At 61.3% G+C, this 23,036-nt stretch carries 24 protein-coding genes and 2 pseudogenes; 22 read left to right on the top strand and 4 right to left on the bottom strand.

Annotated features, from left to right (window positions below):
* Nucleotides 1-2 precede the first annotated feature (2 nt).
* Nucleotides 3-1,301: an NAD(P)/FAD-dependent oxidoreductase gene (locus KJA79_RS05485; protein ID WP_213040973.1), complete on the top strand. Its 1,299-nt coding sequence runs from the start codon at nucleotides 3-5 to the stop codon at nucleotides 1,299-1,301.
* Here the strand turns inward: KJA79_RS05485 and hepT are convergent.
* The gene (hepT, locus tag KJA79_RS05480) at nucleotides 1,285-1,698 is read right to left on the bottom strand and encodes a type VII toxin-antitoxin system HepT family RNase toxin (RefSeq protein WP_213040972.1); all 414 of its coding nucleotides are present in this window, start codon (nucleotides 1,696-1,698) and stop codon (nucleotides 1,285-1,287) included. The two genes, KJA79_RS05485 and hepT, sit on opposite strands and share 17 nt — an antisense overlap.
* Nucleotides 1,691-2,086 carry a type VII toxin-antitoxin system MntA family adenylyltransferase antitoxin gene (mntA, locus tag KJA79_RS05475; RefSeq protein WP_213040971.1) on the bottom strand — a complete coding sequence of 132 codons (396 nt, stop codon included), beginning with the start codon at nucleotides 2,084-2,086 and terminating at the stop codon, nucleotides 1,691-1,693. Before mntA ends, hepT begins: the two co-directional genes overlap by 8 nt.
* Nucleotides 2,087-2,198: 112 nt before the next feature.
* On the opposite strand from mntA, the gene KJA79_RS05470 reads away from it, so the two are divergent.
* The 11 genes from KJA79_RS05470 (at nucleotide 2,199) to KJA79_RS05420 (ending at nucleotide 13,072) form a co-directional block, all read left to right on the top strand.
* Entirely contained in the window at nucleotides 2,199-4,280 is a 2,082-nt protein-coding gene (locus tag KJA79_RS05470; RefSeq protein WP_213040970.1) for a sigma 54-interacting transcriptional regulator, read from the top strand.
* Between the two features lie 94 nt (nucleotides 4,281-4,374).
* The gene (locus KJA79_RS05465; protein WP_213040969.1) at nucleotides 4,375-4,815 is read left to right on the top strand and encodes a Spy/CpxP family protein refolding chaperone; all 441 of its coding nucleotides are present in this window, start codon (nucleotides 4,375-4,377) and stop codon (nucleotides 4,813-4,815) included.
* Nucleotides 4,816-4,818: 3 nt separating this feature from the next.
* The gene (locus KJA79_RS05460) at nucleotides 4,819-5,922 is read left to right on the top strand and encodes an HlyD family secretion protein (RefSeq protein WP_213040968.1); all 1,104 of its coding nucleotides are present in this window, start codon (nucleotides 4,819-4,821) and stop codon (nucleotides 5,920-5,922) included.
* Nucleotides 5,919-7,898: an ATP-binding cassette domain-containing protein gene (locus KJA79_RS05455; protein ID WP_213040967.1), complete on the top strand. Its 1,980-nt coding sequence runs from the start codon at nucleotides 5,919-5,921 to the stop codon at nucleotides 7,896-7,898. The genes KJA79_RS05460 and KJA79_RS05455 overlap by 4 nt, the downstream gene beginning before the upstream one ends.
* A gap of 20 nt (nucleotides 7,899-7,918) precedes the next feature.
* Nucleotides 7,919-9,049 carry an ABC transporter permease gene (locus KJA79_RS05450; protein WP_213040966.1) on the top strand — a complete coding sequence of 377 codons (1,131 nt, stop codon included), beginning with the start codon at nucleotides 7,919-7,921 and terminating at the stop codon, nucleotides 9,047-9,049.
* Between the two features lie 10 nt (nucleotides 9,050-9,059).
* Entirely contained in the window at nucleotides 9,060-10,214 is a 1,155-nt protein-coding gene (locus KJA79_RS05445; RefSeq protein WP_213040965.1) for an ABC transporter permease, read from the top strand.
* A 266-nt stretch (nucleotides 10,215-10,480) separates the two neighbouring features.
* Complete coding sequence (locus tag KJA79_RS05440) at nucleotides 10,481-10,987, top strand: DoxX family protein (protein ID WP_213040964.1); 507 nt, start codon at nucleotides 10,481-10,483, stop codon at nucleotides 10,985-10,987.
* A gap of 40 nt (nucleotides 10,988-11,027) precedes the next feature.
* Nucleotides 11,028-11,315, top strand: coding sequence for an STAS domain-containing protein (locus KJA79_RS05435; RefSeq protein ID WP_213040963.1), 288 nt, complete (start codon nucleotides 11,028-11,030; stop codon nucleotides 11,313-11,315).
* A 13-nt stretch (nucleotides 11,316-11,328) separates the two neighbouring features.
* A complete protein-coding gene (locus KJA79_RS05430) occupies nucleotides 11,329-12,246 on the top strand; it encodes a hypothetical protein (protein ID WP_213040962.1) in 918 nt (305 codons plus the stop codon).
* A 119-nt stretch (nucleotides 12,247-12,365) separates the two neighbouring features.
* A complete protein-coding gene (locus KJA79_RS05425; protein ID WP_213040961.1) occupies nucleotides 12,366-12,668 on the top strand; it encodes an antibiotic biosynthesis monooxygenase family protein in 303 nt (100 codons plus the stop codon).
* A 56-nt stretch (nucleotides 12,669-12,724) separates the two neighbouring features.
* Nucleotides 12,725-13,072, top strand: a complete 348-nt coding sequence (locus KJA79_RS05420) for a hypothetical protein (protein WP_213040960.1) — start codon at nucleotides 12,725-12,727, stop codon at nucleotides 13,070-13,072.
* A 92-nt stretch (nucleotides 13,073-13,164) separates the two neighbouring features.
* On the opposite strand, the gene KJA79_RS05415 is transcribed toward KJA79_RS05420, so the two are convergent.
* Nucleotides 13,165-13,941 (bottom strand): HAD family hydrolase, encoded by a 777-nt coding sequence (locus tag KJA79_RS05415; protein ID WP_213040959.1) that lies wholly within the window; start codon nucleotides 13,939-13,941, stop codon nucleotides 13,165-13,167.
* A 103-nt stretch (nucleotides 13,942-14,044) separates the two neighbouring features.
* Between KJA79_RS05415 and KJA79_RS05410 the strand changes: the two genes are divergently transcribed.
* From KJA79_RS05410 to KJA79_RS23130, 5 genes and pseudogenes are all read left to right on the top strand, one after another.
* Complete coding sequence (locus KJA79_RS05410) at nucleotides 14,045-16,432, top strand: glycoside hydrolase family 65 protein (protein WP_213040958.1); 2,388 nt, start codon at nucleotides 14,045-14,047, stop codon at nucleotides 16,430-16,432.
* A 49-nt stretch (nucleotides 16,433-16,481) separates the two neighbouring features.
* A complete protein-coding gene (locus KJA79_RS05405) occupies nucleotides 16,482-16,907 on the top strand; it encodes an OsmC family protein (protein ID WP_213040957.1) in 426 nt (141 codons plus the stop codon).
* Between the two features lie 5 nt (nucleotides 16,908-16,912).
* A pseudogene (locus tag KJA79_RS05400) lies at nucleotides 16,913-17,604 on the top strand (HAD family hydrolase).
* Between the two features lie 24 nt (nucleotides 17,605-17,628).
* Nucleotides 17,629-18,174: pseudogene (locus KJA79_RS23135) on the top strand (sugar O-acetyltransferase); the annotation flags it as partial.
* Nucleotides 18,175-18,231: 57 nt separating this feature from the next.
* Nucleotides 18,232-18,837: a nitroreductase family protein gene (locus tag KJA79_RS23130; protein WP_213041374.1), complete on the top strand. Its 606-nt coding sequence runs from the start codon at nucleotides 18,232-18,234 to the stop codon at nucleotides 18,835-18,837.
* Nucleotides 18,838-18,853: 16 nt separating this feature from the next.
* Here KJA79_RS23130 and KJA79_RS05385 read toward each other — a convergent pair whose 3' ends face one another.
* Nucleotides 18,854-19,537 (bottom strand): SAM-dependent methyltransferase, encoded by a 684-nt coding sequence (locus KJA79_RS05385; RefSeq protein ID WP_213040955.1) that lies wholly within the window; start codon nucleotides 19,535-19,537, stop codon nucleotides 18,854-18,856.
* 104 nt (nucleotides 19,538-19,641) lie between these two features.
* Between KJA79_RS05385 and KJA79_RS05380 the strand changes: the two genes are divergently transcribed.
* Genes KJA79_RS05380 through KJA79_RS05360 form a run of 5 tightly spaced genes read left to right on the top strand, consistent with a single transcriptional unit; the run spans nucleotide 19,642 to nucleotide 23,024 of the window.
* A complete protein-coding gene (locus KJA79_RS05380; protein WP_213040954.1) occupies nucleotides 19,642-20,373 on the top strand; it encodes an SDR family oxidoreductase in 732 nt (243 codons plus the stop codon).
* An 18-nt stretch (nucleotides 20,374-20,391) separates the two neighbouring features.
* Entirely contained in the window at nucleotides 20,392-20,775 is a 384-nt protein-coding gene (locus KJA79_RS05375) for a RidA family protein (protein WP_213040953.1), read from the top strand.
* 59 nt (nucleotides 20,776-20,834) lie between these two features.
* Complete coding sequence (locus tag KJA79_RS05370; protein ID WP_246507435.1) at nucleotides 20,835-21,425, top strand: DNA-3-methyladenine glycosylase family protein; 591 nt, start codon at nucleotides 20,835-20,837, stop codon at nucleotides 21,423-21,425.
* Nucleotides 21,426-21,468: 43 nt separating this feature from the next.
* On the top strand, nucleotides 21,469-22,344 hold the full coding sequence (locus tag KJA79_RS05365; protein WP_213040951.1) for an MBL fold metallo-hydrolase: 876 nt from the start codon (nucleotides 21,469-21,471) through the stop codon (nucleotides 22,342-22,344).
* On the top strand, nucleotides 22,341-23,024 hold the full coding sequence (locus KJA79_RS05360) for an ankyrin repeat domain-containing protein (RefSeq protein WP_246507433.1): 684 nt from the start codon (nucleotides 22,341-22,343) through the stop codon (nucleotides 23,022-23,024). The genes KJA79_RS05365 and KJA79_RS05360 overlap by 4 nt, the downstream gene beginning before the upstream one ends.
* Nucleotides 23,025-23,036: the final 12 nt, after the last annotated feature.

The raw sequence follows: 23,036 nt of genomic DNA, 5'->3' as shown, positions 1-23,036 counted from the left end.
AGATGAGCACAGGACCGCACTGTCCGAAAGTCGTCATCGTCGGCGGGGGGTTCGGAGGGCTCTATGCGGCCAAAGGCCTGTCGAATGAGGCGGTGGCCGTCACCCTGATCGACCGCAAGAACCATCACACCTTTCAACCCCTGCTCTATCAGGTGGCGCTGGGCGTGCTGTCTCCCGGCGAAATCGCCTCCTCGCTGCGCCGCATCCTGCAGCCTGCGCGCAATCTGCACACCATCCTGGGCGAGGTCGTTGGGATCGACGTCGCCGCCCGCAACGTGCAACTCAACGACGGCGCGGTGGTGGCCTATGACTATCTCATTCTCGCCGCCGGAGCCCGCCATGCCTACTTCGGCCATGACGAATGGGAGGCCGATGCACCGGGCCTGAAGACGATCGAAGACGCGGTCGAAATCCGAAGCCGTTTGCTCCTGGCGTTCGAGCGGGCGGAACAGAAGGCGCAGCTCACGGGACGGGACGAGCCGTTGAGTTTTGCCGTCATCGGCGGGGGGCCGACCGGTGTGGAATTGGCCGGAGCCATCGCCGACCTCGCGCGGTTGGCGCTGGCCAAGGATTTCAAGGCCATCGACACGATGCAGGCACGTGTCTGCCTATACGAGGGCGCCTCACGCATTCTCGGGACCTATTCGGAAGACTCGTCGCGCAAGGCTGCCGAACAACTGGAGCAGCTGGGCGTCGAAGTCTGCACCGACAGCCTCGTGCGAGCCGTGGAACCGGGTCGGATCCGGGTAGGAGACGAGTGGATTGCCACGGACGTGACGATTTGGGCGACCGGGGTTGCGCCCTCCCCGCTCGCGAAGACACTGGGAGTAGCCACGGATCGTTCGGGGCGGGTGCCCATCGAGCAGGACCTCAGCGTGCTGGGCCATCGCGAAGTTTTCGTCATCGGTGACATGGCGGCCCTCGTCGATGCGAACGGCAGGCCGGTGCCGGGCTTGGCTGCTGCGGCTTTGCAGCAGGGGCAACAGGCGGCGCGCAACATCCTGAACGATTTACAGAGACGGCCACGCGAACCATTTCGGTACGTGGATCGGGGCAGCATGGCGACGATCGGCCACCACCGTGCGGTGGCGGAGTTTGGTCGATGGCACCTCTCCGGCATACCGGCCTGGTTGCTCTGGTCGGTGGTGCACGTGTTCTTGTTGATTGGTTTCCGCAATCGCATCGCCGTGATGCTGCAGTGGATCTGGGCTTATGCCACGCGCAACGGCAGCAGTCCCCTCATCACTGACTTTCAGCGGACGGAGGCCAAGCGCGCCTTCCCCGCTACGCGCAGGCTTTGACGATTGTGGATGAATACAGGCGAAAGTCGTCGAGGTGCGAGGTAATGATGGTGTGAAGGATCTCCAGATTCAGGCTGGTGTAGTCATGCACGGCGACGTTGCGGAAGCCGACCATTCGCTGGAGCCGGCTCGCCAACTCGGCCGGGAGCAGTCCTGCTTTCTCTAACAAGCCGAACGCCTCTCTGCTTTCCTGCGGAAGTCCCAACCCTTTACGTCTGACCACATACATGGCGAGATCAATGGCGGTCTCGCAAGCACGTTGCAGATTGCGCACGATCGCATCCTGCTTGGTTTGATTGTCAAACAGGTTGCTTCGATCCCCGCCATATTCTTCGGTGATGCGGCGCAGGCATCGTTCGATGTTCCCCGCCTTGTTCACGATCACATCGTCAGCCATACACGAGTCCGCGAGTCTTGATGTCGTTGAGTAGCTCCCGTCGTTCTTCGTTCAGCCGTGCGTAATCGGAGTAGGCGTACATTTCGAACTCGGCCCGAGCGGAATGCTCTCTGCTGTCGAGGATGCGGCCGGTGGCAATGACTTGCGCACGCATGACCGTGGAGGCTCGCTTGAGATCGAGCAGGTCCACATCTCGACCAAGTTGAGTCGCGAGCTCCTGAGCCCATTCGAAGAGCTGTTCGCCGGACAGCGTCTGCTTGGCCAGAACAGCAAGGTCGATGTCGCTGCCCCGGGTCGCATCGCCTCGGACCTCTGAGCCGAACTGGTAGATGGCCACGAGGTCGGGAATGTGCTCCCGCAGAAACTGCACAATCGTCTCACTGTTCATGGAAGGATCTCCACTCCGGAGAGGCAGTATACGTGACAGGGCAGGAAATGTCGAAGCGGGGCAAACGGGGAAGGTTGCGCGCGGTCGGAGCGATGGGCATACTAGGCCACGCATGAGCCACGAACCATCAGCAGAGACGGTGTCTTCCAGCCTCGACCGGTATCGTGCGTTGTTGCGCGTGGCGGAGGCAATTGCCAACCACTCCGACTTGTCTGCACTAGTGCAGGATCTTGCCCGGCAGCTGCCGTCGGTCGTGCCGGTCAATTTTGTGGGGCTTTCGTTGCATGACCCCCAGCGAGGGGTCATGCGGCTGCATGTGCTCCAGGCCAATGTGACGGCCGACATCATCGGCGGGCATGAAAGCGCGCCGGCCGAGACGCCCGCCGGATTGGTGTGGGAGACACAAGAACCGCTGCTGCTCAACGATCTGGCCGCCGAGCATCGCTGGCCGAATGTGATCGGGTTGATGCGGGAAGATGGTGTGCAGTCCTGTTGCCTGGTGCCGCTGACCTCCGCCGCCCGACGATTGGGGTCCTTGGAGTTTTCGAGCCTGGAACAGCACGCATACGGCATCGCCGATGTGGAGTTGATGCAACAGGTCGGGCACCAGGTGGCGGTGGCTGTCGAGAATGTGCTCAATCGTGAGGCCGCGGAGGCCTCCCGCCGCGACGTCGAACGGCAGCGCGATCGCTTCGGCCTGTTACTGCGCATGACGAATACCATTGCGTCCACGCTGGATCTACGCGAGGTGTTCAAGGCCGTGAGTCTCTGCCTGCGCGAGATGGTCCCGCAGGAATACGCCAGCCTGATTCTGTGTGACGGCAAGAACGGCCGCGTCCGCCTCCATGCCTTGGATTTTCCCGACAACGAAGGCGCCTTGACCGAGGGGGCGATGTCGGATGTCGCCGGTTCCCTCGCCGGCCTGGCGTTGGAGCGGAGGCGCCCCGCGATAGCGAACACTTTGCCGGACCTGAAGGCGTTTTCTCACGCCGTGCCGCAGCTCCTGGTTATGAAGGGCTTCCAGTCCATGTGTTCCTTGCCCCTGTTGTCGCGCGATCGCGTGATCGGCTGCCTGAATCTGGCAAGTCATCAAGAGCAGGCGTTCAGCGAGCAGGATGTGGAATTCTTGAGCCAAGTGGCCGGGCAGATCGCACTGGCCGTCGACAATGCCTTGGCGTATCAGGAGATTCACACGCTCAAAGATCGATTGACCGAGGAAAAGTTGTACTTGGAGGAAGAAATCCGTGTGGAACATGGCTTCGACGATATCATCGGCGAGAGCCGTGCGTTGAAACAGGTGTTGGGGCAAGTCGAAATCGTGGCGCCGACCGATGCGACGGTGCTGATCCTGGGTGAAACCGGAACGGGAAAAGAACTCATTGCCAGGGCGATCCATCGCCTAAGCGGTCGCCACGCACGCACGTTCGTCAAACTCAACTGTGCGGCGATTCCCACCGGGTTGCTGGAGAGTGAATTGTTCGGCCATGAACGGGGCGCCTTCACCGGGGCCATCGCACAGAAGGTCGGCCGGTTCGAGTTGGCCCATGGCGGGACGATCTTTTTGGACGAGGTGGGAGAAATTCCGCTGGAGCTGCAGTCCAAACTGCTTCGGGTGTTGCAGGAGCAAGAATTCGAACGACTCGGGAGCACCCGCACGATCCGCGTGGACATCAGGCTGGTAGCCGCCACGAACCGGGACCTGGCGAAGCTGGCCGAGGAGGGCCGGTTTCGAAACGATCTGTACTATCGGTTAAACGTGTTTCCCCTCACGTTGCCGCCGCTCCGCGAGCGTCGCGAGGACATCCCCATGCTCGTGCGGTATTTCGCGCAGCATTATGCCGCGCGCATGAAGAAAAGCATCGAGTCGATCCCTGCCCCGACCCTGGAGGCCTTGTCCCGTTATCACTGGCCCGGCAACATTCGAGAACTGGAGAATCTGGTCGAGCGGGCCGTCATTCTGACCCAGGGGACACAACTGCACGTGCCGCTGCAGGAACTGAGGCTGGTGGAACCGGAGCGTGCGGCTGCGTCCCCAACCTTGCATGATGCGGAACGCCAGCAGATTCTTCGTGTCCTGCGAGAGACGAAGTGGACGATCGGCGGACCAGACGGCGCGGCGGCTCGCTTAGGTTTGAAGCGCACCACCCTCACATCCAAACTCAAAAAGCTCGGGCTCTCGCGCCCGAGAGAATAATCGTCTGGTGCCCCTACCGCGTGGTCTCGATTCCTGATTCAATGTGAAGGGAGAACGTCCTGCGAATCTCACAGTATTCACCAAGGAGGGCAGCATGAAGATGCAGAGCACGGTCAGGGTGGCGATCGGGGCGTTGATCATTGCCGGGGCGCTGGTCGGTGCCGGGTGTCACCGACACCATACGCCGACGGAGCGCGCGGATTGGATGACGGGGAAGATCGCCAAACACTTGGACCTCGACGATCAGCAGAAGGCCAAGCTGGCCGCCGTGAAGGACGAAGCGATGGCCGTCCGCGCGGAGTCGGAGAAGGAGCGCAAGGCGACCATGGAAGAGGTCATCGCTCAGGTCCAGAGCGACCGGCTGGATCAGGCCAAGCTGGCTCGTTTGTTTGAGCAGCACCAAGCGGGACAGACCCGCCTGATGCAGCGTGTGTTGCCCAAGCTGGCGGAATGGCATGCGACCCTGCGGCCCGAACAAAAGGCGGAAGCCGTGGAACACCTTCGCAAGTGGATGGAGCGATACGGAGACCACTGATTCGTGAGCCTTCGGACCTCGACTATTGCCGCGGCCGTCCTCGCATCGGTGCTGATCGCCGGATATGTGGTCCTCGATCGGCTAGTGTGGCAGGACGGCCTCCCGGAGGGGCTGATTCAGGCCAATGGACGGATCGAAGGCGACCATGTCACCGTGGCCAGCAAGTTCCCGGGGCGCGTCGTAGACCTGGCGGCGCGCGAAGGGGCTGAGGTCGTCAAAGGCACCGTGCTGATACGGCTTGACGATGCCCAGACGAAGGCGAAAGTCGACCAAGCCTTGCGGCTCGTCGAGAGCTTGATCTCGCAGGTGGAGGCGGCCCATACGGCACTCGCGGTCCTCAACCTCGAAGTGCCTCTGAGCATCGAAGCGGCGGACGCCAAAGTCGCCAGTGCGCGCGCCCTCATCCGTAAGGCGAAAGCCGTCGAGTATGAAGCCCGCCGGGACGCCGAGCGTGTGCGCGCTCTGCTTCCCGAGCAGGCCGTGTCACAGCAGCATGTGGACCAGGCGGACGCGCGTTGGAAAGTCGCGGTCACGGACATTGCGGTGTCGCAGGCCGCCCTCGATCAGGCCGGGAAGGAACTCGCTCAGGCCGAATTGGGGCGAGAGCGAATCCGATCGAAGGAAGCGGAGGTGGCCGCGCTCGAACGGCAGCGCGACCAGGCGGATGCGGCACTCGCGGAAATCCGCAGCGTGCTCGACGATCTGACGATCGTGGCCCCGACGAGCGGGACGGTGACCACGCGCATGGTGGACGTCGGCGAAGTCGTGGCGACCGGCGCGCCCCTGCTCGAACTGGTGGACCTCGACCGCCTCTATTTGCAGGTCTATGTCCCGGAGCTCCAAGTCGGCAAGGTCCGCCTCGACCTGCCCGCCCGCATCCATACGGATGCCTTTCCTGACGAACCCTTCGAGGCGACGGTCCGATACATTGCCTCGAAAGCGGAATTCACTCCAAAAGAAGTCCAGACTCCCGACGAACGCGTCAAGCTGATCTACGCCGTCCGGCTCTATCTCAAGGCGAATCCAAATCATCGGCTGACACCGGGTCTTCCGGCGGATGCGGTGATTCGCTGGAAGGACGATGTTGCCTGGTCGAAGCCCCGATGACGAGCCTCACCGCATCGTCACCGGACCTGGTGGTCCGGGTCTCCGGCCTCGTGAAGCGGTACAAGCAGCACCTCGCGGTCAAAGGCCTCGACTTCACCGTGAATCGCGGAGAGATCTATGGCCTCATCGGACCCGATGGGGCCGGAAAGAGCAGCGTGATGAAGGCGCTCGCCGGAGTTTTGCAGTACGAAGGCGGGTCCGCGGAAGTGTTCGGGACCGTCGTGGATTCCGAGCAGGCGGCCGAAAACGTGAAACGACGAATCGGATTTCTTCCTCAAGGGCTGGGGCTCAATCTCTACCCTGAACTCTCCGTCGAGGAGAACATCGACTTTTTTGCCAAGCTGCGGTTAGTTCCCGAGGCGGAGCTACGTGAGCGCAAGGGACGGCTGCTGGCCATCACCCGCTTGGATCGTTTTCGTGGCCGGCTGATGAAACAGCTCTCGGGCGGGATGAAGCAAAAGCTCGGCCTGATCTGCACGTTGATTCACGAGCCGGAGCTTGCCATTCTGGACGAGCCGACGACCGGCGTCGATCCGGTTTCGCGGCGCGACTTCTGGGCCATTCTTGCGGAGTGGCAGTCAGCCAAAGGCATGACCGCGATTGTGTCGACCGCCTACATGGACGAAGCGGCCCGCTTTCACCGGCTCTCGTTTCTCTCTCATGGCCGGATGCTGGCCTCGGGAACTCCGGCAGAAGTCACGGCGCTGGTCCCGGGCCTGGTCGTCACCTTCGAATCGACCCCGCAATTGGAAGCCGTTGCCCGGTTGAAACGCCGCTATGCGCAGGTGGAATCCTTGGGTCCCTCGGTGCACCTGTTCACGCCGGAGCGGGACGCGCACGCCGCCGTGGCAGAAATCCGCGCGGTGTTGGGCGATTTGCCGGTGGGGCACCTCCACACGGATGAACCGGAGTTGGAAGATGTCGTCGTGGCCCTGCTCCTGAAAGAGCAGGATGGGCAAGCGGGAGCGTCGGAAGCATCGGTCCGACCGACTCGCGCCGGAGATAGGCAGCAGCGCGATGGGCTGGCCGTTCAGGCCAGGGAACTCGTTCGGGATTTTGATTCGTTTCGCGCCGTGGACCGGGTGAGTTTTGATGTGCAGCAAGGTGAAATCTTCGGCCTGCTGGGGGCGAACGGTGCAGGCAAAACGACCATCATCAAGATGCTCACCGGAATTGTGCCTCCGACGGGTGGAGAGGGGCGCGTGGCCGGTGCGGACATGCGGACGGCAGGCGGGGCGATCAAGGAACGCATCGGCTACATGTCCCAGGCCTTCTCTCTCTATCTCGACCTGACCGTGGTCGAGAACATCCGGCTGTTTGCCGGGATCTACGGCCTGGCTCGCCGACAGGCGCAGCAACGGATGGAGTGGATCGTGGAGATGGCGGGCCTCAGCGGCTATGTACACGATCGGACGGGACGCCTTCCCATGGGAGTGCGGCAACGTCTGGCGTTGGGGTGTGCCCTCGTCCATAGCCCGCGCGTCTTATTCCTGGACGAACCGACATCCGGCGTGGACCCCATCGGCCGTCGACGGTTCTGGGAGTTGTTGTCCAGATTGGCTCGCGAGGAAGGCGTCGCGATCCTTATCACCACCCATTATCTCAGCGAAGCGGAACACTGCGACCGGCTGGCCCTCATGTATGCAGGGCGTATCGTGGCCGAGGGGACGCCGGCGGACCTCAAAACCCAGGTGGAGCAGGAAGTCGGGCAATTGCTGGAGATTGCCGTGGATAGGCCGGGGGCCGCACTCACGCATATGATGGCGGCCGGATTCTCCGGCGCCGCGCTCTTCGGTACGAAGATTCATGTGCTCTCACGCGATCCTTCCCGTGACGAGGCGCATCTCCGTGAGGTGTTGGCGCGCGTCGGCCACTCCGTCGAGGCGGTACGGCTGCGAACACTCAGTTTGGAAGATGTGTTTGTGTCGCGGGTCATGGCACTGGAACGGGCGGCGCAGAAGGAGAAGCACACCTGAATCTGCAACGCATCGGCGCCGTGGCGCTCAAGGAATGGAAGGAAACCACCAGAGACCGGCTGTTCCTGCTGCTGGCCTTTCTTCTGCCGGCTCTCTGGCTCGTGGTGTTCGGATACGGGTTGAACCTGGATGTGGAGGACATTCCGTTCGCGGTCCTGGATCGGGATCACAGCGAGTTGAGCCGGGATTATCTCCAGCGGTTCATCCAATCGCGCTATTTTTCGTTTCAAGGTTACGCTGATGAGGAGCGTGCCCTGGGGCGCCTGTTGACCGACACGAAGATCCGAGCGGCCATCATCGTGCCGGAGCGGTTCCAGGAACAATTGGTCGCAGGCGAACCGGTGGCCGTGCAGACGTTGCTCGACGGAACTTTCCCTCTCCATACGGATATCGCCAAAGGGTATGTCATTGCCATCAACCAGGCCTTCACCGAGGATCGCCTGATTGAGTACCTGCGGGGAGCCCGTGGTCTCACTGACGAGCAGGCGGCTGTGCTGGTGCGCCCGCTGAGCGTTGAAGTGCGATATCTGTACAACGAGGAGGTCCGCAGCACCTGGTCCATGGTACCGGCGCTGGTCATGTTTACGTTGATGCTCGCGTCCCCCCTGCTGACGGCGCTCGGGGTCGTGCGGGAAAAAGAAACGGGCTCGATCTACAATATTTACAGCTCTACCCTGAGCCGCGCCGAATTCCTTACCGGAAAGCTGCTGCCCTATATCGTCATTTCCCTCGTGAACGTCGTCGTCTTGTGGCTGATGGCCGTCGGCCTGTTCCAGGTGCCGTTTAAGGGACACTTCCTCCTGTTTTTTTCCGCGTCGGTGCTGTTCGTATGCTGTACGACAGGAATCGGCCTCCTGATTTCCTTGCTGGTGCAGACGCAAATGGCGGCGTTGATCATCACGATGATCGTCGCGATGATTCCGACCATTCTGTTTTCCGGGCTCTTGGTTCCCGTCGCCTCATTGACGCGCGGCGCCAAGGTCCAGGCCCATCTGTACCCTGCCATGTACTACACCAACATCGTGCGAGGAAGTTTTCTGAAAGGCGTCGGTGCCGACGTGTTGTGGTTCGACCTGCTGGCGCTGGGGATGTTTGCCGCCGCCATCAGCGGCGTCACCTATCGGCTCTTTACCAAGAGGCCCAAAGCATGAGGAATGGGAGATGACGGCTCGCCGGCAGGCAACCATGTGGGGGCGACGGCTCGCGGCGCTGACGTGGAAAGAACTGTTGCAACTGACGCGCGACTTGCCGCTCTTGCTGTTCTTGCTCTATTCGTTTTCCCTTTCGGTCGTGGTGAGCGGCGCCGGGATCACGATGCAGCTCACCAACGCCGAGTTGCTGGTGCATGATGCGGATCACAGTCCTTCGTCCCGCGAGCTGATCCACCGGTTTCAGCCCCCGTATTTCGCCTTTACCGGCGAGATCCGCGATCCACGGGAGGGACTCAGACAGTTGGATGCGGGCCGCGCGATGTTGCTGTTGGAGATTCCTCCCCGATTTCACGAGGCGTTGATGAGTGGGGAGCGAACGGCGGTCCAGCTGCTCGTTGACACCACCAATGCCCCTCAAGGACTTTCGGCCGCCGCCTATACCGTGCGAATCGCCGGCCTGTTCGGCGCCGAGCGGGGCCTGGCGTCCGCCGGTCTTTCCGGTGCGAAGGCGAGCCTGCCGATGGTGACCAGTGCCCATCGCGTCTGGTTCAATCCCACCCAAGATGAACGATGGTTCCAGTCCATCGCCCATGTCCTCCGTATGACGACCATCTTTGCCGTGTTATTGCCGGCGGCTGCGCTGGTGCGTGAGAAGGAGCGGGGCACGGTCGAACAATTGTTGGTGTCGCCCCTGTCTTCCTTCCAGATCATGTTTGCCAAAGTGCTCGCGATGTCCGGGGTCATCCTCCTCGCGCTCAGTCTCGCGCTGTACGGTGTGCTGCAGCCGGTGTTTCATGTGCCGATGAAGGGGTCGACCGGACTCTTTTTTCTCCTGACCGCGTTGCACGTCTTCACCACTGCCGGATTCGGGCTGGTGGCAGCGACACTCGCGAAGAATCAGGCCCAGGTGGGCATGATGACACTCTTCGTCGTGGGGCCGATGCTCCTGTTGTCTGGCATTACGTCACCGTATGAGTCCATGCCGACGTGGGTGCAGGCGATCATGACGCTCTCACCGCTGCGCTACTACATCGACATCACCTATGGCGTGATGCTGAAGGGCGCAGGGTTGGATATGCTGTGGAAGTCGGTCGGTGCCATGCTCCTGTTGGGCGGCAGCCTGTTCGGCTTCGGTATGTGGCGATTCCGGCGGCAATTTCAATAAGCAGCCATCACCATCACCGTGCTCGTTGACGCTCACCCACCACGTCCCGTCATCTCGTGACGACGGCCTTCGTCACCTGACGATGGGTCGTCGTCGCTCCTTCGTCACTTCAGCCCAACACAGCGAGACTCACCAGGGCGCATCTTCGAAATTCTCCATATCGTCAATGTGTTAGCACGTGTCGTTGGCATCGCGATGAACGGGAACGACCCTTGCCATACCGCACGTACAACGGATCGGTCATCAATTCTAACTGGAGGTGCAGCATGCAGGCGTTGTTCAAAACAGATGAGTCCTGGGCCGGGTTGATCTTGCGAGTGGCGTTGGGCGGCGTGATCTTCGCTCATGGCGCGCAGAAATTGTTGGGCTGGTACGGAGGGTTTGGCTTCGAAGGCACGATGGGATTTTTCACGCAAAAGATGGGGCTGCCCTGGCTGGTTGCGTTTCTAGTCATCATCGGTGAATCCATCGGCAGTCTTGGATTAATCGCAGGTCTGCTCACGCGGTTCACGGCGGCGAGCTTCATCGTCATCATGCTCGGCGCGATCGTGACGGTGCACTTGCCGCAGGGCTTCTTCATGAATTGGTTCGGCCAGCAGCAAGGTGAAGGCTTTGAATATCACCTCCTCGTGATCGCGATGAGCCTGGCGCTGTTGGTGGTGGGTGGCGGCAAGTGGTCGCTGGACGGGCTGATCGCCAAATGGCTGGGTGAGCCGGCGAAGAGTCAGTCCTCGGAAGCACGCGACCAGAAGTATGCGTTCCGCACCTTGTAAGGCGCAGTCTAATTCGCGTCACGCGGAGGCTGGTACGACCATGCTGAAAATTACGGTGTCGAACGAACATCCACGGATCACCTTCACGCTCTCCGGGCGTCTGGTCGGTCCCTGGGTCCAGGAGCTCCGGCAATGCTGGCTGATGGCGGACTTCGACGATCCGAGGCAATGTCGGGTCGACCTCCGGGACGTGAGCTTCATCGATGAGGCGGGCACGAGGCTGCTGTCTCAGATGACCCGCGAGGGGGTCTCGATTCAGGCGTCAGGGTGTCTGACGAAGGCCATCGTGCAGAGTTTAGACAGGACAGGCGTTCACAAACATGGATGAAAGGAGTCACACCATGACACGGACCATAGTGATGCTCGGTGCAATCGTACTCAGCTTGTCGATGGCGGTGCCCTCTGGACAAGCCGCCGATGGCGGGGCGAAAAAAGCGACACATATGAAGGTCAGCGGGGTGGTTTCGAATGTGGCGTCAGGCATCACCACCGTGAAGACGCCCTGGGGGACGATGAAAATTGCGTCGACACTCACGCCCAAGAATCTTGAGGTGGGAGAAGAAGTGGACATGCAGGTCAACGAAAACAATGCCGTGATCGACGTCCATCGGAAGGGAGACAGGGCGCATACCCATCGCTTCGTGACGGGTAACCTGGCCTATACCTCGCCGGATAGGAAGGAAATCAAGGTGTGGACCCCGGAGGGAGAGAAGGCCATCGATGTGCAAACAGGCCGGTCCAAGTTGTCGACATTGGAAGAAGGGGCGCCGGTGACGGCCGAGTTGAACGAAGCGGGAAAGATGATCGACATCAACCGTTTCACTGTGGAGATGAGCTTCGACGAACATCCGCGCACCAAGCCTGGCTATGTCATTCAGGTGAATGGGACGGTGACCAAGATCCAGTCCGGCCTGATCTATGTGAAAACGCCGGCGGGACAATACACGATCAGCGCGAACACCGCCCCTGCCGATGCGGCGGTCGGCGATGACGTGTCGCTCTGGGTCAATGAAGAAGGTATGGTCATCGATCATCATGGAAAAGAAAAACACAAGGCCGGCAGCCACCGGCTGATCTTCGGCAAATTGATCTATGCGGGGACGACGAAGAATGTGATCAAACTGGCGACGCCGGAAGGCGTGAAAGAGTTTCCGTTGGAGCGCATGGAAGTGAAGACCAAGCCGATCGCGGAAGGGTCCCACATCGTGGTCGAGTTGAATGAAGAAGGCACCGTCATCGACCTGCGGAAGGCGCAGTAACCTGAATGGGTCTGGCGGGGGCCCTGCTCCCGCCGGACCGTCGCTGGGTCGAGATCAGGCCGGTGGTTCAACAGGTGTCGGTATGAAAGTGGCGGCCACCGCCGAAGCCGTTCAAGGAGGTGCCTGATGCCGGTGACATTGATCAATGTATTTTCGGTCCCGCCGTCAACGAAGCAGAGTTCGTGCAGTGGTGGCAGGACGTCAAGGCGCACATCACGAAGCAAGAAGGATTTCTCAGCGGGAAATTCCATAAGAGTCTCAAGCCGGACAGCCGGTTCACCTATATCAACGTCGCCATCTGGGAGAACGAAGGCTTGTACTGGAAGGCGTATGAGAAGAGCGTCACGCCCATGAAGGAGAAACTGGCGCAACTGGGGGTGGACATGACGCCGGCGCTCTATCACGTCGCCTTTGAATACTGATCATAGGTGCACGAGAAGCATCGTGCGGAATTCAGCCAGCGATCAAGGAGGAGAGTATGAAGATGCACAATACGATGAGGGTTGCGATGGTGGTGTTGGGTCTGAGCGGGGTGTTGGTGTCGGCCGGTTCCCTGTTCGCCGAGGTCGATGATGGATCACTTGTCACAATCACCTCCCCGAAGGACGGAGCCAAGGTGGGAGAGACCTTCGAGCTCACCTACGCGCTCACGAAGGGTTCCAAAGCCGCTCATGCACATGTGTACCTGGACGGCGAACCCCAGAAGAAGTTTCCCGGCACCTTCAAGGGCCTGAGCAAGGGCAAGCATGAGATCAAGGTTCAAGCGGCGACTCACGATCACGACCATTTGACCGCGACTGACACGATCACGGTCGAGGTGCAATGACGGCAGCTCCGAGCGGGGAGGTCTTGCCTCCCCGCCCCGTGGGAGGCTGCGCGGGAACTTGCGACGTGGTGAGAAGAGGCGCTTGGAACAGGTTATGGGCAGAGTTCAGTCAGGTCCGCCGTCACGACGTGCGCCCCGTTCCGGATGAGGTCTTCCGCATGCCCGGTTCGATCGACGCCGATGACCAGTCCGAATCCACCGTTACGCCCGGCCTGCACCCCTGCGACGGCGTCCTCGACGACAATGGCTCGAGGCGGATCGACCTGCAGTCGCCTGGCCGCTTCGAGAAAACCATCTGGGGCCGGCTTGCCTGCAAGATGGAGCCGTTCGCTTTCGATACCGTCAACCCGAGTCTGGAAGAAATCCGCGAGGCCGGTTTTTTGTAGCACGGCCGCAGTGTGCTTGCTGGCTGAGACGACCGCGGTTCGCATGCCCTGTGCCCGTACGTTCCGGAGAAGCTGCATCGCGTCGTCATACAGCTCGATGCCATGTTGTGCGAGATGCGCTTGGAAGTACCCGTCCTTCTTGTTCCCGAGCCCCTGGACGGTTTCCTGCTCCGGGCCATCGTGCGCCGTGCCATTGGGCAGGACGATGTGGCGAGATTCCAGAAAGGCCCGGACCCCGTCGTATCGAAGTTTGCCGTCCACGTATCGTTGATAGTCGAGCAGGATATCGAAGGGCTGAAAAGGCACGTGATCGCGCAAGGCTTTCGCTTGCAGGTACTCATCGAACAGTCGTTTCCAGGCGGTGGCATGCACGACGGCGGTTTTGGTGAGGACTCCATCGAGGTCGAAGAGCACCGCATCGAACTTGGTCGGATCGATGGACGGCGGATGGAAAGGTTGTTCTCCGGATGCGCCCTGTGTCATCCTCGGTCTCCCTTGCGTGTCAGTCTGTGTGTCGGCATGCGGGATACGTGGTCGTGACTGCATGCTACCATTCTCCCCTTCGAAGATGTGAAGGAACGTCACGATGTGGAAACCTCACGACAAAGCGATCCTGCCCGTGCCGGATCAGGGCGAAGAAGGGGTGAACGCGGCTACGCCGTTCTTGTCGGTCAGGGTTCCATTCGCCGTTGACCCACGCTGGGCCCTGGTCGAAGCAGGGTTCGACCACAATTGCGAGCCTGGGATCGAGTCGATTTTCACCGTGGCAAATGGTTATGTGGGAACGCGGGGTTCGCTCGACGAACGTGCAGGCCCATCCTCTCCGGTGACGTATCTGGCCGGCGTGTTTACGGGTACCGGGGGAGCAGGAGGCGTCCTGAAACTCGCGGAGCTGCCCGATTGGACGCATCTTCGCGTACTGGTGGAAGGGGTCCCGCTGTCGCTCGAAACCGGAACGACGCTCGATCACCGACGCATCCTCGACCTGCAGCACGGGGTGCTGTTTCGACAGTGGCGGCACCAGGATGACCGAGGCCGAGTGACGGCGCTCACCTATGCGCGCGCCGTGTGTCTTCACGATCGACACCTTTTGCTCCAGTCCGTCACGGTCACGCCGGAAAACTATGAGGGGGACATCACGATCCAATCCGCCACGAGCAATCCTCAGTCGGAGATCCACTGGTCTTCCGAGCTGAAAGGCAATGCAGCCCTGCTCCTGGGGCAGACGGACAGAGGAACAACGATCGCCATGGCCTCTCACAGCCGGCTGGAACATGAGAAGGGTCTGGAGAGTGTGGGGAACGGCTCGGGCGAAGCGTGCGCCGAGCAGTGGGTATGGCGAGCCCAACGGGGCGCGGCGGCTCGGTTCGATCGCTCCGTCGTCGTCTATTCATCTCGCGAGGTCCGGGATCCTGCCGAGGCAGCCACCGGCCATGTTCGCCGAGCTGCCGAGACGGGGCTGGCCGCGAATCTGTTACGACACGCCCAGGCATGGGAGGAGCGGTGCTGTGCGAGCGAAGTCGAGGTGGTCGGCGATGAGACGGCGCAGCGCGCGCTCCGCTTTGCGGTCTATCATCTCAACAGTGCGGTGAATCCACAGGACGAGCGTGTATCCATCGGCGCCAGGGCTCTGAGCGGTCCGACCTACAAGGGGCACGTCTTCTGGGATACTGAAATTTATCTGCTGCCGTTTTACACCTTCACCGATCCTGCGGCGGCGCGGTCGCTCTTGCAGTATCGTTTCCATACGCTTCCGGCCGCTCGCGACAGGGCACGGCGGCTGGGATATCAAGGAGCGTTGTACGCCTGGGAGTCTGCCGATACGGGAGCGGATGTCACGCCGGAGACGGTCCGCGCGCCGGACGGCCGGGTGGTTCAGGTCCTCACGGGGATTCAGGAGCACCATATCAGCGCGGATATCGCCTATGCGGTCTGGCAATATTGGCAGGCGACGGCGGATGAGGAGTTTTTTCTCACGGCCGGCGCAGACATCCTCATCGAAACCGCGCGATTCTGGGCCACTCGTGGTCGGGTAGAGCCTGACGGGCGGTACCACATTCGAACGGTCATCGGCCCGGATGAATACCATGAGTCCGTGGATGACAATGCCTACACGAACGTCATGGCGCAATGGAATCTCGAACGGGCCGCAGACACGGTCGATTGGCTCCGCTCCCACCGTGCGGATGTCTGGCCTATCATCAGCGAGCGTGTGCGGGTCACGCCCGATGAACCGGACTCCTGGCGTCGGACTGCGGCGCTCATGGTGACGGGATTCGATCGCGCAACCAATCTGTTCGAGCAATTTGCCGGCTTTTTTGACCTGGAGGAACTCGACCTCCAGCCATACCGCCCGATGTCGGTTCCCATCGATGTGACGATCGGACGCGAGAGGACGCAGCGCGCTCAAGTCGTGAAACAGGCCGACGTGGTCGCGCTGAGCGCCCTCTTTTGGGAACGGTTCCCCGTTGCCGTCCATGAGGCGAACGTCCGGTACTATGCGCCGCGTACCGCACATGGCAGTTCCTTGAGTCCCGCCCTCCATGCCGTAGTGAGCGCGCGGCTCGGCGAGGCCGATCTGGCGGCCCAGTACTTTTACGACGCAGCGGCGATCGATCTTGCGCATCACGGGGGCAAGTCGGCCGGGGGCGTGCACATCGCCACCCTGGGGGGACTCTGGCAGGCCGCCGTGTTTGGGATGGGGGGAATCAGGCTTCGAGAGGAGGGACTTGTCGTCGCCCCGCACCTTCCATCGAACTGGGACCGGTTATCGTTTCCCCTGCAATGGAGAGGTCGGCGAATCTCCGTGACGATCGATCGCGAGCCGGGACAGGTGACCGTCGATTTCCGGAGCGGTGAACCAATGACCATTGAGTTGAGTCAGGGGTCCATGCAAAGGATCACGTCCCACCATCGTTATGTCGCCCATCGGGTCGGACCCGGTTGGAGCGCCTGGCAGGAATCCAAGCGGTAGTCCGATCGGCTCTGCCTATGTCATCAACGATACACATGAGGAGGATCACATGAAACGTCACGCCTCGGCACAATGGAACGGCGATTTGAAAACCGGCAAGGGGACGGTCTCGACACAAAGCGGTGTCCTGTCCCAGACCCAATATTCTTTCACGACCCGATTCGAGAACGGTAATGGGACCAATCCCGAAGAACTGATCGCGGCGGCCCATGCCGGCTGTTTCACCATGGCCCTCTCCGCACAGTTGGGCGCGGCGAATCTGGTCGCCGACCAGCTCGCCACGACTGCGACGGTCACGATGGAAAAACTTGACGCAGGGTGGACGGTCACCGGCATTCATTTGGACGTGAAGGGCAGAGTGCCCAAGGCGGATGCAGCCGCTTGGGAGAAAGCGACCACGGCGGCCAAAACCGGATGCCCGATTTCCCGCTTGCTCAATACGACGATTACGATGGAGACGAAATTGGAAAGCTAAAACCGATGGCTGCCTCGCAGGATCTCGACTCTCTCGCGTTTCTTTTCGACTTGGACGGCACTTGGTGGATAGCGTCTACCAGCATGTGCTGGCCTGGCGTGAAGCCACTCAGGCAGCCGGCATCGAATTGCCGGTCTGGAGGATTCATCGCCAAATCGGCATGAGCGGCGGTCTCATGTTACAGGCTCTCTGGCGTGAAACCGGTCGGCCGGTTTCGAAGGAAGAAGCGGAACGCATTCAGCGGGTGCACGCAGAGGCGTTTGTGAAGCAGGCTCCATCGCTCCGGGTGCTGCCGGGTGCGCAGAACCTGCTGGATGCGCTGACGGCGGGTCGTGTGCCTTTCGCCATTGCCACCAGCGGGCGGCTGCAGAGCGCGCAACATACGTTACAGTTGCTGGCGCTGCCTCCAGGAACGCCGGTGGTGACTCGAGATCAAGTCAAACGCGCGAAACCGGATCCTGATTTATTTCTGGCTGCTGCAGAACAGCTTCGGGTCCCGATTGCGAAGTGCATCGTCGTCGGAGACAGCGTCTGGGATTTGCTGGCGGCCCGTCGTGCCTCCGCGCTCGGGGTGGGACTCTTGTCAGGCGGCTACGGTCGAGAAGAACTGGAGCGGGCGGGCGCGTACCGTACCTATGATGACCCGGCTGACCTCCTGCGTCATCTGGACGAATGCGGAGTCCGCCCGACCCGCTGATGTGAGGGGATGCCGCGCGAAGAGATGACTGAGAACCGTGACAAGCACAAGATGTTGGCGGGAGAGTTGTATCGTGCGTCGGCGGCGGAACTTACGGTTGAGCGTCGTCGTGCGCAGGTGCTGTTCGCTCGGTACAATGCCATCTCGGATGGGGACTCCGACCTTCTGTTGTCGTTGCTCCGAGAAATCATGGGTGCAGTCGGAGAGGGAACCGTCGTCATGCCTCGTTTCACCTGCGACTACGGTTACAATATCTGCCTCGGCCGCAATGTATTCATCAATTATCACTGCATCTTTCTTGACTGTGCTCCCATCATGATTGGAAATGATGTGCAGGTCGCCCCCGCCGTGCAGCTCTACACGGCGCAGCATCCGCTAGAAGCAGATGTGCGCCGGTCTGGCCTGGAATCTGCGCGTCCGATCCGAATCGGGAACGACGTCTGGATCGGGGGCGGAGCGGTGATTCTGCCCGGTGTGACGATTGGTGATCGCAGCGTGGTGGGTGCGGGAAGTGTGGTCGTTCATTCGGTCCCCCCTGATTGTGTCGTGGCCGGTAATCCGGCACGCGTCGTGCGCACATTGGCATCAACAACCCAGATAGAAGAAGAGTTCATGGAAGGATCATTCATGGAAAAGCCGGCCGAGACACAGTTTCCCCTTCACGATTTGCTCCAGCGCCGATGGAGCCCGCGAGCCTTTTCGGAGCGCATGGTGGAGCCGGACAGGTTGCGGAGCCTGTTCGAGGCAGCCAGGTGGGCGCCTTCGTCGAATAACGAGCAGCCGTGGCATTTTATCCTCGGAACGAAGGCGGATCCGGCTGGGTACGATCGGCTCTTTTCCTGTCTCAAGGAAGGCAACAAGAAATGGGCGTTCCGGGCTCCGGTGCTGTTGCTCTCAGTGGCGAGGATGCATTTTGAAGATGAAGGCACACCGAACCGGCATGCCTGGCACGACACCGGTATGGCTGCCCTCAGTCTCTCCTTGCAGGCTACCGCGCTCGGGTTGATCGCTCACCAGATGGCGGGCTTCGATGTGGAGAAGGCTCGCGCTGACCTTGGCATTCCCGCGGGGTTCGAACCGGTGGCGATGATTGCGCTCGGATATCCGGGTGATCCGGCGATATTGGACGAGCGCTTGCGTCAGCGTGAACTGGCGCCGCGCGAGCGGAAGTCTGCGAGGGAGTTTGTTGCCATCGGCCGCTGGAACGTGCCTCCGGATTGGCAAGCCGACTGAGCCGATTCGGCGGGGTTCATGGTCGATAGACGCGCAGCATGTCATGGCCCCCGCGTTGTAGCTCATACCCCACCGGTTCAATCGAGACGCGGTACCCGTCCCGTTGCAGCCGCTCACAGACCGGCTCAAGGTGTTGCGACCGCTCGGCCCGCAGCGCGATCAATGGGAAGATCCGCACCTCGGACGCGACTCGTGTCATGGCGCGAATCGACTCCAGGTGAAACGCCTGGGAGAAGTGGTCCGAGTACAGAAACAGAAAATGGGACGAGAGTGCGAGGTCGAACTGATCGGGCTCGAACGGCAAGGTCGGCAGTGCGCCGCAGACATACCGGTCTGTGCCTTGCCCTGTCCGGTAGTCCGCGAGAAATCGTTCCATGACACCGATTCGATGTTGCCGGAGTTCGTCGGGGTTGCGATGGTAGCGCCACACCCAATGCTCGGGAGTCGCCCGGATCTGATCGATGACCTGGTCCAGTTTGTGGAAGAATTGCCGTTGGATCTCGTCTCCAGGGAATTGATACAGTGGGTCGAACGAACAGACCGTGCCGCCGTCGGCGGTGAGCTCCGCATTGAAGCTGGCCGGCCCGGCGGCGCAGTCCAGAATGCGGCGTTGACGGTCGGACGCGCTCAACGAAAACATCAGCTCGTATTCGCCTAACCAACGGCCGAACGGCACGGTCTGATCCAAGCGAATACTCATGGGCGGACAGTAGCAGATCGCTTGGACGGAGGCGAGTGCCGGAAGATGGTGCATCGCTTCGGGCGAGGTCTGCTGAGGGTGCGAGGCAAACAGAGGTGTCGAGGATGGGTGCGTTGAACGGGAAGGTGGCGATCGTCACCGGGTCTTCCAGCGGTATCGGGAAAGCCATTGTCTTGAGGCTGGCCAAAGACGGGGCTGCCGTCGTGGTCCATTACCGGACGCGCGCGCAGCAGGCCGGTGAGGTGGTCGCGGCGATCCAGGAACAGGGCGGCACGGCCTGGCTGATCCAAGCCGACATGAGCCGCGCGGACGAGGCTCGACGGGTGATTTCGGAAACCGTCGGGCGATTCGGCCGGCTGGATATTCTGGTGAACAACGCCGGAAAGTTTTCGCCGAAATCGTTTTTTGAGACCACCGAGGCGGATTTTGACGCGCTGATCGGTCTGCATGCCAAGGGGCCCTACTTTGCGATGCAGGAGGCGGCCAAAGTGCTCCCGGAGCATGGGCGCATCGTGAACATCACCACCGCCGGCACGCAGTTGCATTTTCATGGTGCCAGCGCATATTTGGGCAGTAAACGGGCGCTGGAGCAATTCACCAAGGGTATCGCCCAGGAACTGGCTCCGCGAGGGATTACCGTCAACGCCGTGTCGCCCGGCATTACCGATACCGGAGTCTTGACCGACCAGTACCGGCAGATCGGCCTTCACGGCTCGCCGACGCAGCGCCTTGGATTGCCTGGGGATATTGCCGATGTGGTGGCGTTTCTCGTGAGTGAAGATGCGCGGTGGCTGACGGGACAGACGATTCAGGCCGGCGGCGGCATTGTGATGTGAGGCTATTCAGGAGGAATCATGAGCAGACGGAATGTGTCGACAGGGGGCCCGTGGGAAGCAAAAATCGGCTATTCACGCGCGGTGCGAGTCGGTCAGTCGGTGCAGGTCTCCGGAACAACCGCGATGACGGCTACGGGGCTGGTCGGCAAGGGCGATCCCTACGCGCAGACGATCCAGGCGTTGAAGACGATCGAAGCGGCGCTCGTACAGGCCGGCGCGTCGATCGCCGATGTGGTCCGCACACGGATCTATATGGCCAATATCGATCAGTGGCAGGAAGTCGGCCGGGCGCATGGAGAAGTTTTCGGTTCTGTCCGGCCGGCGACCACGATGGTGGAGGTGAAACGGTTGATCGATCCGGACATGCTCATTGAAATCGAAGCCGACGCGATCGTGGGCTAGCCGGTTGGATGAGCAGGCCGTCGCCAGCGGTCGCCCACCTGTGTAGGGTCGATCCGGTGATGAAGCGTCTGATCGGGGAGGTCGGGCCCTATGCGCTTCCGATCAGGGCCAGGCGTTCGCCGTTTGAGTCGCTGGTTCGCGCCATCGCCTTTCAGCAACTACATGAGAAGGCGGCGGAGAGTATCCTTGCGCGCTTCAGGACCTTGTTCCCCGGTCGCCGGTTTCCGCGCCCGGCCGATGTGCTGGCGGTTCCGGCCGAGGTGATTCGAGAAGCGGGGTTTTCCCGCGCCAAGATCGCGGCACTACAAGATTTGGCAGCCAAGGCGCTGGATGGGACTGTGCCGACCACGGCTGTGATCCAACGGCTGGATGATGAGGCGATTATCGAGCGGCTGATTGCCGTGCGTGGTGTCGGGCGATGGACCGTCGAAATGTTGCTTATTTTCCAACTCGGGCGGCCCGACGTCCTACCCGTGGACGACTTCGGTGTGCGCAACGGATTTCGACTTGCCTACGGTCTGTCGCGCATGCCGACGCCGAAACACGTGCTGCAGTACGGCGAACGCTGGCGACCCTATCGCACCGCTGCCGCCTGGTATCTCTGGCGCGCGGTTGACATCGCAAAGCGACGGATGCCGCCGGCGGTGTGAACGCCCTCACCTGTGGAACCGGAACGAATACGCGAAGCATGTTATGGCAAACCCGACGCAACGATTGATCGAGAATGTGGAAGGCAATTTCTACGTGGATGTCAGGTGCATCAACTGCGATGCCTGCCGTCAATTGGCTCCGTCCAGTTTCGCGGAAGCCGGGGACTATTCGGTCGTGACTCGTCAGCCGGTCACGGATCGCGAGATTCGAGAGGCCTACCATGCCCTGCTCGCCTGTCCCACCGGGGCGATCGGCGTCGCTCAGGGAGACAAGGGTGCGCTGGATCTCGCTCGGACCGACTTTCCCCTTCCCATCGAGGACCAGGTGTATTACTGCGGGTTCAATTCGGAACAGTCGTTCGGGGCCAACAGTTTCTTCGTACGGCACCCCGATGGAAATTGGTTGATCGATTCGCCGCGGTATCTGAAGCACCTGGTGGATGCCTTCGAGCGCCTCGGCGGCCTGTCGTATATTTTCCTGACGCATGAGGATGATGTGGCGGATGCCGCACGGTATGCGCGGCGCTTTGGCGCGACACGCATCATTCACCGGGCTGATGCCCATGCCCTACCTGGAGCGGAGGAGATCATCGAGGGAGCGGACGAGATCGTGTACCGACCGGAGTTTCGCATCATTCCCGTGCCCGGTCACACCGAAGGGAGCCTCTGCCTCTTGTATCGAGATCGGTTCTTATTCACGGGCGATCATCTGTGGTGGGAGCCGGAGACTCGGCGACTGGAAACTCCCCGGCAGTTGGTATGGAACGCCGATGCCCTCCTCCGGTCCTGCGAACGGCTCACCCGACATCCTTTCGATTGGGTCTTGGCCGGCCATGGGGGGCGGATACGTCTACCGCCACAGGAGATGCGGGCGGCACTCCAGGATCTGGTCCTTCGCAGACAAGGGGTTCGCACGTGAACCTCCCCTTCCTCACGCTCTCCTGCGTGCTTAGCCTGTGCCTCGGCGGCGTCGGCGGGGCGGACGCGGCGTCGGTGGCCGGGGACCGGGACCAGGCCTTGATCAGGGCGGCGGAAGGGAACGATGTCGCGCTAGTCCGGCAGTTGGTGGCAGACGGGGCCGACCTCCGCGCGCGTGACGGACGCGGGCGCACGGCCTTGCTGGCGGCGACGTATCAGAATCACGTGGAAAGCGCCGGGTTGCTCATCCAAGCGGGCGCCGACGTTAATGCCCAAGACGTGATACAGAACAGCCCGCTGCTCCTGGCCGGCGCCAGCGGCTACCTTGAGATTGTGAAGCTCGCCTTGGTCGCTGGTCCCGATTTCACCGTCTATAACCGGTTCGGCGGGACGGCACTCATTCCAGCCTGTGAGCGTGGCCATGTCGACGTGGTGCGGGAACTCTTGAAGACGACGATCGATGTGAACCACGTCAACCGATTGGGGTGGACGGCCTTGTTGGAAGCGATTCTGTTGAGTGACGGCGGGGCGACACATCAAGAGATCGTTCGACTGTTGCTGGCCCGTGGGGCGAATCCGAATCTCGCCGACCACGATGGGGTGACGCCGTTGCGGCACGCCAGGCAGAAAGGATACCGGGTGATGGCGGACCTGTTGCTGGCTGCGGGAGCCCACGAATAACGGTCAGGTGTG

This window comes from Nitrospira defluvii, assembly GCF_905220995.1.
Taxonomy (GTDB): Bacteria; Nitrospirota; Nitrospiria; order Nitrospirales; family Nitrospiraceae; genus Nitrospira_A; species Nitrospira_A defluvii_C.
The sequence above is the reverse complement of the archived record's forward strand: the minus strand, read 5'-3'. Positions and strand labels throughout refer to the sequence as shown.

Coding starts and splice junctions, on each gene's coding strand:
- KJA79_RS05485 (WP_213040973.1), top strand. CDS start 3: ATGAGCACAGGACCGCACTGTCCGAAAGTCGTCATCGTCGGCGGGGGG.
- hepT (WP_213040972.1), bottom strand. CDS start 1,698: ATGGCTGACGATGTGATCGTGAACAAGGCGGGGAACATCGAACGATGC.
- mntA (WP_213040971.1), bottom strand. CDS start 2,086: ATGAACAGTGAGACGATTGTGCAGTTTCTGCGGGAGCACATTCCCGAC.
- KJA79_RS05470 (WP_213040970.1), top strand. CDS start 2,199: ATGAGCCACGAACCATCAGCAGAGACGGTGTCTTCCAGCCTCGACCGG.
- KJA79_RS05465 (WP_213040969.1), top strand. CDS start 4,375: ATGAAGATGCAGAGCACGGTCAGGGTGGCGATCGGGGCGTTGATCATT.
- KJA79_RS05455 (WP_213040967.1), top strand. CDS start 5,919: ATGACGAGCCTCACCGCATCGTCACCGGACCTGGTGGTCCGGGTCTCC.
- KJA79_RS05445 (WP_213040965.1), top strand. CDS start 9,060: ATGACGGCTCGCCGGCAGGCAACCATGTGGGGGCGACGGCTCGCGGCG.
- KJA79_RS05440 (WP_213040964.1), top strand. CDS start 10,481: ATGCAGGCGTTGTTCAAAACAGATGAGTCCTGGGCCGGGTTGATCTTG.
- KJA79_RS05435 (WP_213040963.1), top strand. CDS start 11,028: ATGCTGAAAATTACGGTGTCGAACGAACATCCACGGATCACCTTCACG.
- KJA79_RS05430 (WP_213040962.1), top strand. CDS start 11,329: ATGACACGGACCATAGTGATGCTCGGTGCAATCGTACTCAGCTTGTCG.
- KJA79_RS05420 (WP_213040960.1), top strand. CDS start 12,725: ATGAAGATGCACAATACGATGAGGGTTGCGATGGTGGTGTTGGGTCTG.
- KJA79_RS05415 (WP_213040959.1), bottom strand. CDS start 13,941: ATGACACAGGGCGCATCCGGAGAACAACCTTTCCATCCGCCGTCCATC.
- KJA79_RS05410 (WP_213040958.1), top strand. CDS start 14,045: ATGTGGAAACCTCACGACAAAGCGATCCTGCCCGTGCCGGATCAGGGC.
- KJA79_RS05405 (WP_213040957.1), top strand. CDS start 16,482: ATGAAACGTCACGCCTCGGCACAATGGAACGGCGATTTGAAAACCGGC.
- KJA79_RS23130 (WP_213041374.1), top strand. CDS start 18,232: ATGGAAAAGCCGGCCGAGACACAGTTTCCCCTTCACGATTTGCTCCAG.
- KJA79_RS05385 (WP_213040955.1), bottom strand. CDS start 19,537: ATGAGTATTCGCTTGGATCAGACCGTGCCGTTCGGCCGTTGGTTAGGC.
- KJA79_RS05380 (WP_213040954.1), top strand. CDS start 19,642: ATGGGTGCGTTGAACGGGAAGGTGGCGATCGTCACCGGGTCTTCCAGC.
- KJA79_RS05375 (WP_213040953.1), top strand. CDS start 20,392: ATGAGCAGACGGAATGTGTCGACAGGGGGCCCGTGGGAAGCAAAAATC.
- KJA79_RS05370 (WP_246507435.1), top strand. CDS start 20,835: ATGAAGCGTCTGATCGGGGAGGTCGGGCCCTATGCGCTTCCGATCAGG.
- KJA79_RS05365 (WP_213040951.1), top strand. CDS start 21,469: ATGGCAAACCCGACGCAACGATTGATCGAGAATGTGGAAGGCAATTTC.